At 66.0% G+C, this 17,775-nt stretch carries 18 protein-coding genes and 1 pseudogene; 9 read left to right on the forward strand and 10 right to left on the reverse strand.

The window, feature by feature from the left end; all coding sequences use genetic code 11:
• Positions 1–33: 33 nt before the first annotated feature.
• The gene (locus tag L1F31_RS15030; protein ID WP_265418043.1) at positions 34–360 is read left to right on the forward strand and encodes a GNAT family N-acetyltransferase; all 327 of its coding nucleotides are present in this window, start codon (positions 34–36) and stop codon (positions 358–360) included.
• Between the two features lie 10 nt (positions 361–370).
• Here the strand turns inward: L1F31_RS15030 and L1F31_RS15035 are convergent, their stop codons facing one another.
• Entirely contained in the window at positions 371–943 is a 573-nt protein-coding gene (locus L1F31_RS15035; RefSeq protein ID WP_265418044.1) for a DUF2306 domain-containing protein, read from the reverse strand.
• A gap of 156 nt (positions 944–1,099) precedes the next feature.
• On the opposite strand from L1F31_RS15035, the gene L1F31_RS15040 reads away from it, so the two are divergent.
• Positions 1,100–1,846, forward strand: a complete 747-nt coding sequence (locus L1F31_RS15040; protein WP_265418045.1) for a MerR family transcriptional regulator — start codon at positions 1,100–1,102, stop codon at positions 1,844–1,846.
• Between the two features lie 154 nt (positions 1,847–2,000).
• Complete coding sequence (locus L1F31_RS15045; RefSeq protein ID WP_265418046.1) at positions 2,001–3,458, forward strand: NAD-dependent succinate-semialdehyde dehydrogenase; 1,458 nt, start codon at positions 2,001–2,003, stop codon at positions 3,456–3,458.
• 21 nt (positions 3,459–3,479) lie between these two features.
• Here the strand turns inward: L1F31_RS15045 and L1F31_RS15050 are convergent, their stop codons facing one another.
• Positions 3,480–4,577 (reverse strand): zinc-dependent alcohol dehydrogenase, encoded by a 1,098-nt coding sequence (locus L1F31_RS15050; protein ID WP_265418047.1) that lies wholly within the window; start codon positions 4,575–4,577, stop codon positions 3,480–3,482.
• Positions 4,577–5,941: a shikimate transporter gene (gene shiA, locus L1F31_RS15055; protein ID WP_265418048.1), complete on the reverse strand. Its 1,365-nt coding sequence runs from the start codon at positions 5,939–5,941 to the stop codon at positions 4,577–4,579. The genes L1F31_RS15050 and shiA overlap by 1 nt, the downstream gene beginning before the upstream one ends.
• Positions 5,942–6,098: 157 nt before the next feature.
• Between shiA and L1F31_RS15060 the strand changes: the two genes are divergently transcribed.
• Positions 6,099–6,896, forward strand: coding sequence for an IclR family transcriptional regulator domain-containing protein (locus L1F31_RS15060; RefSeq protein WP_265418049.1), 798 nt, complete (start codon positions 6,099–6,101; stop codon positions 6,894–6,896).
• A 270-nt stretch (positions 6,897–7,166) separates the two neighbouring features.
• On the opposite strand, the gene L1F31_RS15065 is transcribed toward L1F31_RS15060, so the two are convergent.
• From L1F31_RS15065 to istA, 3 genes are read right to left on the reverse strand one after another with little or no spacing between them, the layout of a single operon-like run.
• Entirely contained in the window at positions 7,167–7,427 is a 261-nt protein-coding gene (locus tag L1F31_RS15065) for a hypothetical protein (RefSeq protein WP_265417433.1), read from the reverse strand.
• The gene (gene istB / locus L1F31_RS15070; protein WP_265417432.1) at positions 7,424–8,254 is read right to left on the reverse strand and encodes an IS21-like element helper ATPase IstB; all 831 of its coding nucleotides are present in this window, start codon (positions 8,252–8,254) and stop codon (positions 7,424–7,426) included. Before istB ends, L1F31_RS15065 begins: the two co-directional genes overlap by 4 nt.
• Positions 8,251–9,789: an IS21 family transposase gene (gene istA / locus L1F31_RS15075; RefSeq protein WP_265420372.1), complete on the reverse strand. Its 1,539-nt coding sequence runs from the start codon at positions 9,787–9,789 to the stop codon at positions 8,251–8,253. Before istA ends, istB begins: the two co-directional genes overlap by 4 nt.
• Before the next feature lie 197 nt (positions 9,790–9,986).
• Between istA and L1F31_RS15080 the strand changes: the two genes are divergently transcribed.
• Positions 9,987–10,496: a putative immunity protein gene (locus tag L1F31_RS15080; RefSeq protein WP_265418050.1), complete on the forward strand. Its 510-nt coding sequence runs from the start codon at positions 9,987–9,989 to the stop codon at positions 10,494–10,496.
• A 268-nt stretch (positions 10,497–10,764) separates the two neighbouring features.
• Here L1F31_RS15080 and L1F31_RS15085 read toward each other — a convergent pair whose 3' ends face one another.
• From L1F31_RS15085 to galU, 3 genes are all read right to left on the reverse strand, one after another.
• On the reverse strand, positions 10,765–12,909 hold the full coding sequence (locus tag L1F31_RS15085; RefSeq protein WP_265418051.1) for a hypothetical protein: 2,145 nt from the start codon (positions 12,907–12,909) through the stop codon (positions 10,765–10,767).
• Positions 12,910–13,052: 143 nt separating this feature from the next.
• Positions 13,053–13,658 carry a GNAT family N-acetyltransferase gene (locus tag L1F31_RS15090; protein ID WP_265418052.1) on the reverse strand — a complete coding sequence of 202 codons (606 nt, stop codon included), beginning with the start codon at positions 13,656–13,658 and terminating at the stop codon, positions 13,053–13,055.
• A 162-nt stretch (positions 13,659–13,820) separates the two neighbouring features.
• Positions 13,821–14,723: a UTP--glucose-1-phosphate uridylyltransferase GalU gene (galU, locus tag L1F31_RS15095; RefSeq protein ID WP_265418053.1), complete on the reverse strand. Its 903-nt coding sequence runs from the start codon at positions 14,721–14,723 to the stop codon at positions 13,821–13,823.
• A gap of 45 nt (positions 14,724–14,768) precedes the next feature.
• Here galU and L1F31_RS15100 point away from each other — a divergent pair, with 45 nt between their 5' ends.
• Entirely contained in the window at positions 14,769–15,548 is a 780-nt protein-coding gene (locus tag L1F31_RS15100) for a 5-formyltetrahydrofolate cyclo-ligase (RefSeq protein ID WP_265418054.1), read from the forward strand.
• A gap of 259 nt (positions 15,549–15,807) precedes the next feature.
• Positions 15,808–15,948, forward strand: a pseudogene (locus tag L1F31_RS19005) (FmdB family zinc ribbon protein); the annotation flags it as partial.
• 14 nt (positions 15,949–15,962) lie between these two features.
• On the opposite strand, the gene L1F31_RS19010 reads toward L1F31_RS19005, so the two are convergent.
• Positions 15,963–16,133: a hypothetical protein gene (locus tag L1F31_RS19010; RefSeq protein ID WP_346732507.1), complete on the reverse strand. Its 171-nt coding sequence runs from the start codon at positions 16,131–16,133 to the stop codon at positions 15,963–15,965.
• Between the two features lie 226 nt (positions 16,134–16,359).
• On the opposite strand from L1F31_RS19010, the gene L1F31_RS15110 reads away from it, so the two are divergent.
• Both L1F31_RS15110 and mscL read left to right on the forward strand, forming a co-directional pair.
• Positions 16,360–16,989, forward strand: a complete 630-nt coding sequence (locus L1F31_RS15110) for an SAF domain-containing protein (protein ID WP_265418056.1) — start codon at positions 16,360–16,362, stop codon at positions 16,987–16,989.
• Positions 16,990–17,159: 170 nt separating this feature from the next.
• Positions 17,160–17,621, forward strand: coding sequence for a large conductance mechanosensitive channel protein MscL (gene mscL, locus L1F31_RS15115; protein ID WP_265418057.1), 462 nt, complete (start codon positions 17,160–17,162; stop codon positions 17,619–17,621).
• Positions 17,622–17,775: the final 154 nt, after the last annotated feature.

The following is a 17,775-nucleotide window of genomic DNA, read 5'->3' on the forward strand; positions in this document are numbered from 1 at the left end:
GTGCCGCCGGCACGGACAATCGAGAGGAATGACATGGACATCGAGAGCTCCGGAGAGACCTTCACCATCGCCGAGGATGCGGCGGCCCACCGTTTCACCGTCTCCCATGACGGCAAGGTCATCGGCGTCGCCGACTACGTCGACCGCGAGACCGGACCCGATGACACCGCCGAGGGCACCGTGCGCACCTTCACCCACACCGTGGTCGAGCCCGAATGGGGCGGACGCGGCCTGGCCGGCCACCTCGTGCGCTATGCCCTCGAGACCAGCGCCGAGGCGGGATTGAAGTTCCGCACCACATGCTCCTACGTGCACAACTTCCTACAGAAGAACACGGAGTTCGACAAGCACGTCGCCTGAGCGTTCGTCGTCACTTCACAGCGACCGGAGCGGAGTTCCCAGCGGCGGCCGGTGTCGACGGTTCACTGTCGGCACCCTCGCTCGTGCGAGCCCCCTCGCTCGAGCGAGCCCTCTCGCTCGAGCGATCCTGCCCGGACACGAACCGCAGGACGAAGACCGCCCACGCGGTGACGAGCAGGACGACCGCCGACACGAGCATCCACAGCAGCGCCGGATCGTGCACGGCCAGCTGCGGGATATCGCGACCGGGAACGGCCGCGGCGAAGATCCCCGCGGTCAGCGCGCCCAGATATGAGCCGACCATCATGCCGATATGGCGACGGACGTTGCCGCGACGGATGGCGATGACGCCGAGGGTCGTGGAGATGAACGTCCAGATCGCCAGCGCGTGGAATAGCGTGAACGCACCGGTGAGGGAGTAGATGAACATTCCGCTCACACACACGAAGTACATGAGGATGACCCAGGACCGGCCGATGAAACGGTGTTTGCGGTCCTTGGTGCGGCGGAGGATCTGAATCGGGCCCAGCAGAATGACACCCGAGGCGGCAATGGCGTGGATGGCGATGATCATCGTTGACATGCGATTAAGATAGTTCCACTAACCAACGACGGCAACGTAGATAGCACGAGCCGCATCCACTATCCGATCCCACCCGCAGAGACGGGGTTCTGATGCGAAGAGACACAGCGCCGATGAGACAGGACACGCGATGAAGCCGACACGACTGGACCAGCGATGAAGCTCAGCGCCCTGGCCGCCGCCGCAGGAATCTCGACCGCGAGCATCAAGTTCTACATCCACGAGGGACTCCTCCCCGCGGGGCGGAAGAAGAACGCGACGACAGCGGTCTACGACGACGTTCACCTCCACCGACTCGAGCTCATCCGCTGGCTCCGTGATGAGCTGAGCACACCGATCTCTGACATCGCCGATCTCACCCGTGCGATCGGAGACGAGTCGCTGTCGACGATCGAGCTGATGGGGATCTGCCAGGAGTTCGCCCTGCGTGGGAATTCCGGGCTTCCCGCCTCGGCGCTGCGAGCACCCGGTTCACCTCCGTTCACCCTCAGATCCGGCACCGGCACCGAGGCGGCTCCGCGGTCGCCATCGGACCGTTTCGATGGGATCGTCTCCGAGGCTCTCGACCGGCTGGGCTGGCCGGATGAGGAATCCGCCGCCCGGAGTGCCCTGGCCAGAGTCCTCGAAATGGTCGATGCCGCCGGCTATCGCGTCAGCGTCGAATCGGTCGTTGATCAGTGCCGAGCCATCGCCTCGACGGCTGGAGACAACATCCGACCGATCGGCACCGAGCTCAGCCGCGACGAAGTCTGCCTCCGGGTCATTCGCGGCATCACAATGCACAACCGGCAGCTCATCGCCACCAGCGCGCTAGCCCATGCGTCGCTGTCGATGATGGCCCGCGCAGCCGCAGGCGGTGACGACGCCGCGGTCGGAGAGCCCACCGACTCCCCCGGCCAGTAGGCAAACTCTGCAACATCCGCAGACCACGAAATCCGCAGAACACCGCGGCCCGAAGAGCACTAGACTGGAGGCGGCCGCGTTCCGAGACCGCTGCGGAGATCTCCTCACGCCGATCACGCGGCTCTGCTCTGACGACACTCAAGGAGGATGCGTCATGGACATCACCCCGATCATCGACAAGCTGGGCACCGGACTGTTCATCGGCGGCCAGTGGCGCAAGGCCGAGGGCGGCAAGACCCTCGAGGTCCGCAATCCCGCGACCGGCGAAGTCATCACCACAGTGGCCGACGGCTCCGCCGCCGATGCCAACGAGGCCATCACTGTCGCCGGTGACACCCAGGCGGAGTGGGCCGCTACCTCCCCGCGCGAGCGCTCCGAGATCCTGCGCCGGACCTTCGAGCTGCTCAACGACCGTGCCGACGACATAGCCGCGGTCATGACCGCCGAGATGGGCAAGCCCTTCGCCGAATCCAAGGGCGAGGTCACCTACGGCGCCGAATTCTTCCGCTGGTTCTCCGAAGAGGCAGTGCGCATCGGGGGCGACTACTCGCAGTCACCCGACGGCAAGAACCGCATGCTCATCTCCCGTGAACCCGTCGGGCCCTGCATCCTCATCACCCCGTGGAACTTCCCCTTGGCCATGGGCGCACGCAAGATCGGCCCGGCCATCGCCGCCGGCTGCACCATGGTGTTCAAGCCTGCGAAGCTGACCCCGCTGACCTCGCTCATGCTCGTCGACGTCCTCGTCGAAGCCGGCCTTCCTGCCGGGGTGCTCAACCTTGTCACCTCCGAGTCCGCGCGCCGCGTCGTGACTCCGTGGATGGAGTCCGGCATCGCCCGCAAGGTCACGTTCACCGGGTCCACCGAGGTCGGGGTGGGTTTGCTCAAGCAGGCCGCCGACACCGTTATGAAGACCTCCATGGAGCTCGGCGGCAACGCCCCGTTCGTCGTCTTCGCCGATGCCGACATCGACAAAGCCGTCGACGGCGCGGTTCTCGCGAAGATGCGCAACGGCGGTGAGGCCTGCACCGCCGCGAACCGCATGTTCGTCCACTCCTCGCTGGCCGAGGAGTTCTCCACGAGGCTGGCCGAACGCATCGGCGCGATGAAGGTCGGCAACGGCCTCGACGACGGCACCGAGATGGGTCCGCTCGTCGACCAGGACGCCCTCGACAAGGTCGCGGGTCTCGTCGATGAGGCCGTGGCCAAGGGAGCGAAGGTCCTCACCGGAGGACATCGGATCGACGGTGACGGCTTCTTCTTTACCCCGACGGTGATGACCGACATTCCCGATGACGCGGAGATCAGGACGACGGAGATCTTCGGCCCCGTGGCCCCGATCGTCACCTTCGACACGGACGAAGAGGGCATCGCCTTGGCCAACGAAACCGAGTTCGGCCTCGTCGGCTACCTGTTCAGCGAGAACATCGAACGCGCCCTCCGCCTTGCCGACAGGATGGAGGTCGGCATGGTCGGACTCAACACCGGCCTCGTCTCGAACCCTGCGGCCCCGTTCGGCGGAGTGAAGATGTCCGGCCTCGGCCGTGAGGGCGGTCGCGTCGGCATCGACGAATACCTCGAGGTCAAGTACGTGGCCCTGCCCCGCGGCTGACCGCCTCGGTTCCCGGGTCGGTCAGCCGCGCAGATCCACCCACTGCTTGACCCCGGGCCGGCGACTCCCACCGGCGCTCCCGGGCTGACGGGCACCACCGGCAACTGAGTCGATGCCACCGGAACGGGCGCCGAGGAGTTCGGGCACTTCATCGAGACTGCGTCCCGGTCCGACGATCGCCTCCGTCGGCAGCCTCTTCAGCAGTTCGACCGCGGTCGCCATGTCCTGCGGGTGTTCGTAGATGAACGAGCCCCGAATGTTCAGCTGCCGCTGGACGATATGGAAGCTCGACGCGCCGAGGTGGTGCTGATCTTCCCCGACGATCGTGACCTTCGCAAACGGCGCCAGATGGTCGACGACGGCGGCGAGTCCCTCCGGGACTCCCGCCGCATCGATGACGACCTCGGGAGCAGGGCTGCGCCCGGGGACGAAGGCCCGGGCCCCGAGTTCGGTCGCCAACTGCAGCCGGGCTGCGTCCGGCTCACTCACCCACGGTCGGTATCCGCGGTCGACGAGGATGAGGGTCGCCAGCAGTCCCTGCGCTCCGGCGCCGATGACGAGGACATCTTCCCCTCCCCGCAGCTCGGTGCGGCGGATCGCCGCGGAAGCTACGGTCAGCGGTTCGGCGCAGACGGCGCGCTCGACGGGGATGCCGGCCGGCAGGCGGTGGCAGAATTCGCTGGGATGATCGACCACCTCGGCGAGGAATCCTGGTTGCGTGAGCACCCCGGCGCTCAGCCGGGATGCGCATGCCGAGGTCACGCCTCGGCGGCAGTACTCGCACTGCCCGCAGGTGATGTTCGGTTCGAGGGCGACCCCGTCACCGATCGCCCATCCCTCGACCCCGGGCCCCACCTCGGCGATCTCACCGATGCCTTCATGGCCGAGTCGCCACGGCAGCTCCGGAGGCGTCCTGGATCCCGCGGCGAGGCTGAGGTCAGTGCCGCAGATTCCCACCGCACGCATCCGCACCCGCACCTGCCCAGCGGCAGGAGGTCCCTGCGGAGCAGGCCGGTCGACGACCTCGACGTGCCCGGCAGCGGTGATCTCAACCGACCGGATCGACCGGACCGCCCCGGGAGACGAAACGGCGGCGGCGAAGGAGGCGCGGCGAACCATCAGGCGGTCACTGCCTGCGCGGATTCGGCGGTGCGACGTTCGGCGCGGCGGCCGATCTGCCATTTCCGGACCAGGCGCACGGCGATCCCGATCGAGATGAGGCAGCCGCCGCCGAGGTAGGCCGCCACGAGGTACCAGGTCCCGTTGCCGAGTCCGACGAGGAACGTCGCGATGAACGGAGTGAAGCCGCCGGCGATGGCACTGGCGAGCTGGTAGCCGACGCCGGCGCCGCTGTAGCGGAATTCGGGGCTGAACATCTCGGCGAACAGCGGCTGCTGGACGCTGACGACGGCATCGTGGGCGATGTTGATGAGCAGCACCGCGAAGATGACGATGCCGACGATGTTGCCGGCCTCGAGGAAGAGGAAGAACGGCACGGCGCTGATGAGGCCGATGACGCCGCCTGTGAGGTAGACCCGCAGCCGTCCGTAGCGGTCGGAGAGGTAGGCGAAGGCGGGGATCGTGATGATGCCGAGGCCGCCGACGAGGAGGGTGATGTTGAGCATGATCTGCCGGTCGAGGCCGAGCTGCTCGGTCGAGTACGACAGGGCGAAGGTCGTGACGATGTACATGGTCAGCAGCTCGATGAAGCGCAGTCCGACGATCTGGAAGATCTGTGCGGGGTAGCGTTTGAAGGCCTCCAAGATCGGCAGCTTCGCGGTCTTGTCGGTCTTCGCGTTCTTCACACGCTCGAGGTACTCTTCGGATTCCTCGACGCCGGCGCGGATCCACAGCCCGACGAGGACGAGGACGGCGCTGAAGAAGAACGGGATGCGCCAGCCCCAGGCGAGGAACGCCTCGGCGGAGAAGTTGCTGCTGAGCAGGGCGACGAGCCCGGTGGCCAGCAGCAGTCCGAAGGAATAGCCGATCTGGACTCCGCTGGAGAAGAAGGCGCGCAGCTTCGGTGGTGCGCTCTCGACGGCCATGAGGGCGGCACCGCCCCATTCGCCCCCGACGGCGATGCCCTGGATGCAGCGCAGCAGCACGAGCAGGGCGGGAGCGAGCCAGCCGATGGACTGATAGGTCGGCAGGAATCCGATGAGCGCTGTGGCCACTCCCATGATCGTCATCGTCCAGACGAGCATGGACTTCCGGCCGAGGCGGTCGCCGAAGTGGCCGAAGATGATGCCGCCGAGCGGGCGGAAGACGAATCCGACGCCGAAGGTTGCGAATGCCGCCAGGGTTCCGGCGTGGGAGCTGTAGTCGGGGAAGAACAGCTCGCCGAACACCAGTGCGGCGACGATTCCGTAGAGGAGGAAGTCGTACCATTCGACGACGGCGCCGATGAACGATCCCGCGGCGGCCCGTCTGGCCCGCTTGAGTTCCGCGGTGGCCCCCGGGCTTGTGTGTTCCGCTGCTGACATGGGCATTCCCCTTCGAATGGTGCCCCCGCGGTTCCTCCGCGATGAGGGCGTGTTCGTGCTTGTCGCAGATCACAGTACCACGATGTGCGCTTTTTGCACACATGTACGCATAGCGCACAATGCACAGCGGTTCGGCTCTTCCCGATACCCTGGAACGGTGAAGTCAGAGAAGAATTCAGGAGCACAGGCGTCCACCGGCGACCACTACGTCAAGTCTGCCGAAAAGACGCTGTCCGTGCTGCTCGCGTTCACCGCTGACAATCCGCGCCTGTCGGTCACTCAGGTCGCCGAGGCGACCCATCTGACGAGGGCCGCGGCCCGCCGGTTCCTGCTCACACTCGTCGACCTCGGGTATCTCACCACCGACGGCACCCAGTTCTCACTCACCCCGCGCGTGCTCGACATCGGTGCGGGGTTCCTGGCCGGACTCGATCTTCCGAAGGTCGCGCAGCCGCATCTCAACCGGCTCGCCAACGACCTCGACGAATCCGCGACGCTGAGCATCCTCGACGAGGACGACATCGTCTATATCGCACGTGCCACCGCCCCGAGGCTGCACACCGTCACGGTCAACCTCGGCAATCGTCTGCCCGCGTGGGCGACATCGATGGGCCGGATCCTCGTCTCCGAGCTGCCGCCCGAGGATCGGCAGGCATTCCTCGACCGCACCGAGATCTCGACGTTCACCGACCGGACCGTGTCCTCACGCGACGAGCTCGGCAAGGAGCTCGAACGCATCCGCGAACAGGGATGGTGCCTTGTGTCCCAGGAGCTCGATGAGGGGCTGCGGGGCCTCGCCGTGCCCGTTCGCCGCGGGGACACCACCCTGGCCGCGGTCAATGTCTCGCTGCACACCTCCCACCTGCGCGGACTCTCGATCGAAGACGATGTCGTTCCCCGCTTGCAGGCGGTCGCGGTCTCGATCGCTGAGGATTTCGGCGGACGCTCGCAATGACTCGCAGCGGCTGCAACGTGGCGCCGGCACCGGCTCTCCCCGAGCGTGCCCGGCTTCACCTGACCGACCTTGCGCCGTTTCGCCTGACCGGCTGAGTGTGTCAACCCCATTTGGCCCCACTGTGATGCTTTGATTTGGCCCCACCCCAGCATGTGTGGTCGTGCTCGCCGCGCGTTGGTAACAGTCGCGGCCCAGCGGGGTCGGGCGGTGTTGTGTTGCGAGCCTTTCTCCGGCCACAGGAGTGGCCGGGCCTCTCAGGTTCCAGTGTGGTCAGAACGGCGGATCGCCAGGGCCGTAGTCGGGTTCGGTTGGTCCGAATCGGCGACGCAGTCGCTGAAGGTCCTCAATAGCCGAATCGATCAGATCGGCGGCATGCTCGCGGCCACTGGGCTGAACAGACTCGATGGTGACACTGATCCCGTCCAGGAGATCCTGGGCGTCATTGAGGCGTTGGCTGATGTAGGCGACCCAGTCCTCGGTGGCATCGATGGCATTTCCGCTGGCTGGTTCCTGATCCTCGGTGGTGATCATGGTTGATCTCCTTCCTGCAAAGTGGCCTCTTCGCTCCTGGCCCGGGTGGTGCGCAGCCGGTAAGAGCTGGTGCCGGTGTTGATGATGTGGGCGTTAAACGTCAACCGATCGACAACGGCCGCGGCCAGCCGCGGGTCGGTGAATGTCTGCCCCCACTCGCTGAACGAGGCGTTCGAGGCTGTCGCAATCGAGGCTCGTTCCTCACGTTCGGTGATGATCTGGAAGAGTAACTCAGCTCCACGAGAATCGAGGCTGACATACCCCAACTCATCCAGGCACAGCAGGTCCAGGCGAGCATAGCGGCCCACTACCCGGGAGAGCTGCTTGGCATCGGCGGCCTCGGTGAGCTCGTTGACCAGGGCCGCCGTCGTGACGTAGCGGACTCTGCGGCCCTGCTCGGCCGCGGCGGTCCCCAGACCGATCAGCAGATGCGTCTTCCCTGTCCCGGAATCACCGAGTAGCACCAACGGCTCACCGGCATCGATCCACGCTCCGGTGGCCAGAGTCGCCAACCGGGCCGGCGGCAAATCCTCGATGGCGGCGGTATCGAAGTCGGACAGGTGCTTGGTGCGAGGAAACTTCGCTTCCTTGATCCGCCGGATCCGACGGCGGGCATCACGATCATCACACTCCGCGGCCAACACCTCAGCCAGGTAGGCCTTGTGCGAGAGCCGTTCTCGGGCTGCTGCCTCGGCCATCGGTGAGGCCTGGTCACGGATCGTGGGCATGAACAGGGTCCGACAAGCCGTGGCGATCGCGGCCTCAGCCGCCTGATCACCCAGAGCAGTCACTGCCGGCGTCGATGCCGGGATGGTTTTCGCGTTCATGCTCCCACCACCGAGACCAGTTCGTCATAGGCGCCCAGGCCCGGCACCGGCCTCTCCCCGACTGGTCCGACGTGGGCCGGGACGACCACCGCCGGTGGCGCAGTCATCGCCTGACCGGCCCGGCGGGCCTCGACCGCGACCACATCAGCATCGAAGCATCCCAACCCGGTCGCGGTTGTCAATGCGGTGACAATGTCACCGTTGGGCAGGCTGCGGTGCAGTAGCAGCACACCGATGAGCGCCCGGGTCCCGGCCGTGTCGCCGAGTTGCCCACGCGCAGCATCCCAGAACCGTTGATGAGCGTTCGTGAACATCCCGGACTTCCGGGCAGCCGCCAGCGCGGTGGCCCCGGCGAATGCTCCGGGCTTGCGTATGAGGACTTCCAGGTAGTGATCGAGGACCAAATCTTCGGTGTACTTATGCAGCGACCGGGTATGGACAGCGACCACCCCCGACTCAGCGATCACGGTCACCGTCGTGGCCCCCAAACGCACCTGGAGGCGTCTGCCAGCCAACCGGGCCGGCACCGAGTAATAGGACTGACGTACGCACACTCTGGCTCTCGCATCGACCCGACACGACAGGGTCTGCGCGGCATCGAAGACCTCATCGGGCAAACCCCGCAGGCCAGGCAGCTCCCGGGCCGCCGCGGCCCCGACCGTCTCGACCCGGCCGGTGATCTTTCGGTCGTCATCACCAGCATCGGCAGCGACCATGAAAGCGTTGAGCTCGGCTAAGGAGGCGAACTCGGGCACCGGCACCAGATGACGGCGCCGGAACCGACCGACCTCCCCCTCGACGCCACCCTTCTCATGAGCACCCTTGATCCCGGGCTGGCAGAAGAAGCTATCGAACCCGTAATGCGACCTCAGGGCGACAAACCGGGGATTCTCCTCCCGTTCCCGACCCAGCAGCACCCGCACCACCGCCGGAGTCAGGTTGTCATACCGGATCATGCCCGTCGGGACTCCACCGAGCCGGTCGAAGGCCTTCACATGACCGTCGAGAAACGACTCCTGAGCCTGGTTGGCGTAAGCAATGTGCACGGCTTTACCCGAATGCGATAGGCGCAGAATGAACATCCACAGCTTCAACCACACCCCACCGATGAGGGCGTAGAACTCCCCGAAGTCGACCTCGGCTTCAGCCGCCGGGGCATGGGTTTGAGGAACCTTGACCTCCAACGACTGATCGAAAATGTCCCGGCGCAGCTTCGCGACCAGGGTTCGCACACTCGACTCCGCAACCTCGACTCCTTCCTCCTCGACGAGGCGCTGCCAGACCCGCCGGGCGGTATGACGCTGCTTCCGAGGGACCTCTTTGTCAGCAACTAACCAAGCCCGGACGGTGGCAACGTGCTCACCGAGGACTGGTGCTACCCTCTCCGGAGTCTTCCGCCGCGGTGGTACCGCATCCGCCAACGCCTGACGTACCGTCCTGCGGTGGACCTTGTACTTTTGGGCTAACTGTCGAATCGACATCTCATGGTCTCTGTGGTCTCGTCGGATATTCTCGAATTGCTCCACTCTCGACATCTCCTTCATATGCCCCACCTCTTCGTGAACGTCTTGGTCGACATCACGAACGGTACGGCTGGTAGGTCGGGGGTGGGGCCAAATCAGAGGATCATTTTTGCTCCAAGTGGGGCCATTTCAGACTGTCACACTCAGACCGGCCGTGTGCCACCCTGCCTGACCGGCCCCGCGCCGTTTCGCCTGACCCGGGACATCCGGTGATCCTCCCCGAAGTCCGAGACCCGCGGATGATCACCGTTCGCCGAGGCGGATCGCTGACCGACGATCACCACAGCCTTCTCGCGCTGTGGGCGGCCGACTGCGCTGAGCACGTCCTCCCCATCTTCGAGTCGGTCTGTCTTGACGATGTACGCCCGCGTGCGGCCATCGCTGCCGCTCGAGAGTGGGCTGCGGGCACCACGCCGATGATGACCGCCCGTGCGACCGGCGGCCACGCCATGGGTGCGGCCAGGCCATTGCGCGGACCCGCGCGCTTCGCTGCGTATGCGGCAGGACAGGCCGCCTGCGTCGGACACGTCGCCGAGCACGACCTCGGCGCGGCGGCTTATGCGATCAAGGCCGCGCGCGGCCCCTCGGGTACGGACCTCAATGCGGGACGAACTGAACGAGACTGGCAGCGTGAGCGGCTACCGGCCGAGGTGCGTGATCTCGTGCTTGAGGATCAGGCGGCCCGGGACTCCATCTGCTGGTCGGTGTTCTCCGCCTGACGGTCGCTCCTCTCCGCCTAAACGGCACACCTTCTTCCGAGAAGCTCACCGAAGAACGTGAGTATCTCGGAACAAGCTGAGCCGCTTCCGAAACTCCGCGGGGAAATTGCGACTCCGCGGGGCACATACGCCCCTGCGGGGACCGAACATCCGTCTCCGTGGGGCACATTCGACCCTGCGGGGACCGAACAACCGGCTCCGCAGGGCAGTTACGACTCCTCCGGGAACTTCCGACTCCACGCCGGAGCCTCGGTCCAGTTCTTCAGTCTCAGGCGCGGCGGCGGGCTAAGACGTCGTTGACGGCACCGAGGTCGGCGGCCTTCGTCGTCCGGATCGCCTTGCGTCCGTGTCCGAGCGGCCCGTCTTCGCGGGCGGAGTCGCTGAGTTCCGGGCGGTAGCCAAGCTCGGCGGCGAATTCTGCCGCAATGTCCTCGCGGCTGCGGGCCTCGGTCTCGTACGAGCTCGCATCGGCTGCCGTCGCCGAGGGCACAGGGTGTTCGGCTTCGGGCGCGTCCACGTAGCTGGGCACCGGCAGCGGCGTCGGCGACCAGCCGTCGCGCGACTTCAGCCTCTGCATGAACGGGTCGTCGACCTGCGCCGCCGCGTCGAGTGCCGCGTGCACATCGGCGTCGCGTTCGGCACCGGTGCTGGACTCGTTCGCCGAACCTGACGTCGACTGGTCGGCCACCAGATCGGAACCGAGCGAGACCGGAGCCTCGGCCGAAGATTCGGACGTGGACCTGGACGTGGACTCCTCCGCGGCCGAAGCGGTCGACGACTGCTCGCTCGATGACTTCTCAGCAGGTGCCTTCGCAGCGGGCACTTTCTCGGCTTGTGCCGTGGCGGGTGCCTTTTCAGCGGGCGCCTTCGTGGACTCCCGATCGGACTGCTCGGTCGCCTCGGCGGGGGCGTTCTCCTTGACGACGGGGATCGGTCCGGTGAGCAGGACCTGACGGGTGGTGTGTCCCTCGCTGTCTTCCTTGCGGACGCGCACGAGCGGGATCTCGCCGGTGTCGGCCTCCTCGCGGGCCTTCTTCGATTCGGCGCCGTGCGCCATCGCGGCCCGGGCCTGCGCGGCCTTCGTCGATCCGCTGCGTGCCTGTGCGGCGGCTGCGATGCGCGCGGCAGTCCCGCTCGAGGTCGGCGCCGAGGCGGCCGGCTGTGCCGCGGTGCGTGTGCGTTCCGTCGTTCGAGTCGGTGTGGACTGCTTCGCGGTCGGGGCTGTCCCTCCGGTGGCAGCTGTCCGTCCGGTGGCAGGTGCGGTACTCGCGTGGCTCTGCTGTTCCTTCACCGGGACGGTCTGCTTCGATGAGGACTGGTTCGGCGTGGTCGGCTTCGTCGCGGTCTGCTTCGGTGCGGTCCGCGTCGGTGCGGCCGACTTCGGGGTGCGTTCCAGCCTGCGCAGCTGTTTCTTCGTCGCGGCCTTGCGCAGGTTGAGGGTGCGCACGAGGAACAGCGACACAACGGCGAGGCCGAGGAATACTCCGGCCAGCGCGATGTGCACGACCGAGAACAGCGCGAGGACTCCGGTCACGAGGATGCCGAGCACCGAGGCCAGGAAGACCACGGCGAATCCCTTCACCATCGTGTTCAGCGACTTCAGGGACTCGCGCAGAGTCGTTGCTTGCTCAGTCATCGCATGTTCCTCGTCGGTTCCGGTGCTCGGAGTGGAGATCTGTGGATCGGTGTCTGTGGTGGTGGCTTCGCCTTCGCCGAGGCGACCGCCCCGGCCCGTGCCTGCGCCGCCTCCCCGTGGTGCGCCGCCTCGCGGACTTGCCGCGTCGGCAGGTCGTGAGCGCGCGCCGGTCGACTCGGTCCGGCCGCTCGCTGACGCGTGCGGCGTGGGTGCCTGCGGGGTACGGGCGGAACCGTTCTGCCGCCCGCCTGCCGGTGTGCTGTCGTTGAACACGGCGGACACTGCGGGATGGAGGGGTCGCACATTGCCGGTCCCGGCGAGCCCCAGTCCGGAGCCCGTCCCGGCCTGCCCGGCATGTGCATGACCGGAGGCGTGGTCGGCAGAGAACGCCGAGTGGGTCTCTCCGACCGCGACGGGAAGGACGGTGGGCTGGGAGGATTCGGCCGCCTCGGTGACGGTGCGGGCCTGACCCAGGCCGTCGATGACGGCGAACGCGGGGGTCGCAGCGGAGAGGCTCAGGGTCGGTGCGTCCTTGTCTGCAGAGACGTGCGGGGTCGGGACCGAGGGCGTTTTTCGGGGCTTGTCGTGGAAGACCTGGGTGCGCTCCGAATGGTCGTGTCCGGGGTTGGGGATCTCGGCTGCGACGACGGCCGCGTTGTCCGGGACCGTATCGATTTCGGCGCGCGAGAGCTCCGTCGCGGACTTCCGAATCATTGCGGGCACAGCAACGGCGAAGACCACGACGATGGCGATGACGACGATGATGCTGGTGTCCACACTGCCACCCTAAGTTGCGGGCATCGACGAAGACGTGAAGACGGCAGGTGTGTCGGTCAAACTGGCGCGATGTTCACACAATTCTCAGCCAGGATGTCACCGCGATGCACAGCTTGAACGTTACTGCGTTCCCGGCCTGCGCGTCACTGCGCTGCGGTTCCGCCGGTGCCGTGCCGGTAGGCGGCGAGCAGGCCGTGCGGGACCTCCTCGGCGAGGAGGGCGAAGGTGCGGTGATCGCACCACTGCCCGTCGATGTGCATATAGCGTTCGCGCACCCCTTCGTCGCGGAGGCCGAGCTTGGCCGCCACGCGCAGGCTCGCTGCGTTCTCCGGGCGGATGTTGATCTCGATGCGGTGGAGGCCGAGGGCGAAGAAGCAGTGGTCTGCGGCCATCGCCACGGCGATCGGGGTGATGCCGCGACCGGCCACGCGCGAATCGATCCAGTAGCCGATCTGACCGGACAGGATCGATCCCCAGGTCAGGCCGGAGACGGTGATCTGGCCGCGGAAGTCGCCGCCGACCTCGATGGCGAAGGGCACGGTCTGTCCGCGTTTGGCCTGTTTGTCCTGCATCCGGACCATGGTGCGAAATCCCGGCAGCTCTTGACCGGGTGCGGGCAGAGTCGCGTCCCAGGGGCGCAGCCAATCGCGGTTGAATCGGCGGACCTCCCGCCAGGCGTCCTCATCGCGACGGCGGAGGGGACGCAGCACGATATCGGACTGACGGTCAGTCAGGATGACAGGCCACACGCGGCTGCCCTCGCTCTCGGGATCGGTTGCGGTCGGCCTGACGGCCCGGAATTGCCCTGCCGGGTCAGTGCCCCGGAACCGTCCGGGACAGTCCGGGACTGTCCGGGACTGTCCGGGACTGTCCGGGGTCTGCCGCGGGCGGTTCCGGCCCTGCCCTGGTGCTCAGTCCAGGGTCGGCACGAACTCGCGCAGCCAGCCCTTGAGATCATCGCCGAGGTCGTCACGGTCGCACGCGATCTGCACGACGGCCTTGAGGTAGTCGAGCTTGTCGCCGGTGTCGTAGCGGGCCCCCTTGAACACGACTCCGTAGACACCGTGGCCATCCGCATCTCCGGCGAGTTCCTGGAGGGCATCGGTGAGCTGGATTTCGTTGCCGCGTCCCGGTTCGGTCGTCTCGAGGACGTCGAAGATCTCCGGGGCCAGCACGTAACGGCCGATGATCGCGAGATTCGAGGGGGCCTCCTCGGTGGCGGGCTTCTCCACCAGGTCGGTGACCTTGACGACGTCACCATCGGAGGTGGGTTCGACGGCGGCGCAGCCGTAGAGGTGGATGGCCTCGCGCGGAACCTCCATGAGAGCGACGACGCTGCCACCGGTCTTCTCCGCAACCTCGATCATCTTCGGCAGGATCGGGCTGCGCTCGTCGATGAGGTCATCGCCGAGGAGCACGGCGAAGGGTTCGTTGCCGACGTGCTGGCGGCCCTTGAGCACGGCATGGCCGAGTCCCTTCGGATCCCCCTGGCGCACATAGTGGATGTCAGCGAGCTCGGACGGATGGCGCACGGCGGCGAGCTTCTTCTCATCGCCCTTCTTCGCCAGCGCGTCTTCGAGTCCGTCGACCCGGTCGAAATGGTCCTCGAGCGGTCGCTTGTTCCGACCGGTGATCATGAGGACATCCTGCAGCCCGGCGTCGACGGCTTCTTCGACGACGTACTGGATCGCCGGTTTGTCGACGACGGGGAGCATTTCCTTCGGGGTGGCCTTCGTGGCGGGGAGGAACCGAGTTCCGAGGCCGGCGACGGGGATCACGGCCTTGCGAACGGTGTGCTGCGCTTCATCACTCATGAAGTCATCTTAACGAATCCCCCGGTCCCGGTTAGTCTGAATTGCGTGGAACCACAATCTTCGAAGGCGCAGCTGCGGTCGCGTGTCCGCACAGCCCGCGCGAATCGTGCCCGCGTCTCCCCCGTGAACCCTGCCCACGCCGCCGGCGCAGACCCCACCGGCACCGAGGCGGACCCTTCCCACAAGGTCGGTGCAGATCCGTCCCGCACCGAGGAGGACCCTTCCTACACGGCCGGTGCAGATCCGTCCCGCACCGAGGCGGTCCCGGGCGTGGGCGCGTCCGTGGCGGACACGACGTGGGAAGTCATCCGCGCCGCGGACGCCCGTGTCGTGCTCGGTTATGCGGCATTGCCGGGTGAGCCCGACCTCGACCCGGCACTCGACCGTTTCCTCGCAGCCGGTGGGACCGTCTACCTGCCTGTGGTGACGAAGGTCGGTGAGCCCCTGGCCTTCGGCGAGGTCACCGGATCGATGGCGAGCCTCGAACCGCAGGGGAAGTGGGGCATCCGCGAACCTGCCGACGGGGTCGAACTGCTCACTGCCGCGCAGCTGCTGTCCCCCGAGGTGGGCCTTGACCTCCTGTTCATTCCCGCGTTGGGCTTCGGCGCTGACGGAGCACGGTTGGGCAACGGCGGAGGCTTCTATGACCGGACGTTCGGCCCGCACGGCGTGGCGCCCCTCGACCACGGCGGCGGTGTCCTCGGGGTGTGCTTCACCGAGGAGCTCGGCCTGTCCGGGCTGACCGCGGAGGAATGGGATCTGCGCATCCCCTCGGCCATCACCGAGGATGGCGTCCACACGTTCACTGGCGAGCAGCGACCTTAGGTTCATTGCCGAGCAGCCGAGACACTTGATGCTTCCTCGAGCCCCACGCTCTGCCGCTGCGGGCGCCTCGCGTTGCCTCCACGAACGCCTCGCACTGCCTCCACGAACGCCTAGCACTGCCTCCACGAGCACCTCGGAGTGGGGAATCAATGCCCACTCAGACGTGTTGATATGTGGATAACCCTGTGCACAGTCCGGACCTGTGCGCATTCGGGTGCGCGACGTGCACTATAATCTTCTCGTCGAAGAAAGGTCTCGAATGCCCGTTTACTCCTATGCCTGCAAGAGCTGTGGTCACGCCTTTGATATTCATCAGGACTTCAGCGAAGACTCACTCACCGTCTGCCCGGAATGCCAGGGTCGCCTGAAGAAGGTATTCGGCACTGTGGGCATCAGCTTCAAGGGCTCCGGCTTCTACGCCACCGACTCCCGCTCCTCGACGTCGAGCACGGTCAGCTCCTCGAGCTCATCACCCTCCGAATCGTCGAAGGACTCCTCGAAGTCGAGTTCGTCCTCGGACGCTTCGTCCAGTTCATCCTCGTCGAGCTCTTCGTCCGCGAGCACTCCAGCAGCAGGCTGATACACGGGCGCCTCGCGCCGGCTCTTCGCACTTAAGGCACCTGCCGTCGCTAAGGCACCCGCCGTCGCTCAGTCACCGTCGCTGCCCCTGGGCGCTGGCTCCTGCTTAAGACCCCGTCGTACGGGGAGCCGAACGCCACTCAGACACCGCTCCCCTGTGGATGACGAAAGTCCATCCACAGGACAGGGATTCGCTCTTGCTCACTCTCTCTGAGCGGTCGATGCTTCGGACATGAGCATTCTGCAGCGCATCCGCAGCGCGTCGACCAGCTGGGCTCGATCGGCTCGTCTCCGTCCACAGCGCGTCTTCGCCGCACTGTGTCTTGCCTGCGCGTGCGCCCTGATCGTGTGGATGTTCACTCCCGACGAAGCCGGCACCGCAGTCGTCGTGGCGCGATCCGATCTGGCTCCCGGCGCGGAGCTGACCGCACAGGATCTCACTCTCACTGACTTCCCTCCCGACCTCGTCCCTGACAAGGCGTTCACCTCTGTCGATGAAGCCGAGGGGCGCCACACCTCAGCGGGATTGTCGAAGGGGTCGCCCCTGACTGAAACGATGGTCCTCGACCAGCAGGCACTGCCGAAAGGCGGCAAGGACCTGCTCATGCCGATCCGTCTGGCCGATGATGCCTCGGCTGCCCTGCTTCAGCCCGGTCAGCAGATTCGGCTCTTCTCATCCCTGCCCGACGGCGGTTCCGAAGTCGTCGTTGAAAAGGTGACGATCGCCCGCCTCGTGGATAAGCCGGACGGAATTGCCGCTGAATCAGGGCAGCTTGTATCTGTCATCCTCACTGCGGAGGATGCCGGGCGTGTTGCCGAATTCGCCGGCCTGCCGATCAGCTTCGCCATCCTGCCTCGCTGACAACAGCTGACCCGGGAGAAGGCCTCGTACCTGTGGAATGGGTCGACAATCCGGTGAAGAAACTCGCGGTTCGATTCTGCTGACAATGTGTTACCGATGTGTACTATTGGAACGTAATTGAACAATTCTCAACCGCATTGCAGTGAACACACACCGAAAGGGTTTCTCTAATGCTTAAAGGCTTCAGAGACTTCATTCTCCAGGGGAATGTCGTCGAACTCGCAACCGCGGTCATCATCGGCGGTGCCTTCACCGCGATCGTCACTGCGTTCTCTGACAAGATCATCAACCCGCTCATCGCCGCCGTCGGCGGCGCCGAGGGCCCGGCGCTTTCGTTCCAGATCAAGCCGAACGTCCCGGAGACGACCATCGACCTGGGCGCGGTCATCACTGCGGCCATCAACTTCCTCATCGTCGCCGCCATCGTCTACTTCATCATCATCGTGCCGATGAACAAGCTCAACGAGCTGCGTAAGCGCGGAGTGCCCGAGGAAGAGGTTCCTCCGACCACCGAGGATCTGCTCGGCGACATCCGCGAGATCCTGCGCAACCAGACCGCTGCTGCCACCGGACCTGCTGAGGGCCCGGCAACCGACGGACCGATCGATCCGAATCAGCCGCCGCGTCACTGATCAGCGATTGCGGCTGAGCGTCTGAGCAGGACTCAGCGCTGGCCGCAGAAGAAGGGCCCGTCCACCAGTTCTTGGTGGACGGGCCCTTCTCATTGCCTGCGCGACGATTTCCCCGCGTGACGATTTCCCTGCGTGTCTCTTTCCTTTCCTGTCC

The sequence above is a fragment of the Brevibacterium spongiae genome (genome assembly GCF_026168515.1).
Classification (GTDB): Bacteria; Actinomycetota; Actinomycetes; order Actinomycetales; family Brevibacteriaceae; genus Brevibacterium; species Brevibacterium spongiae.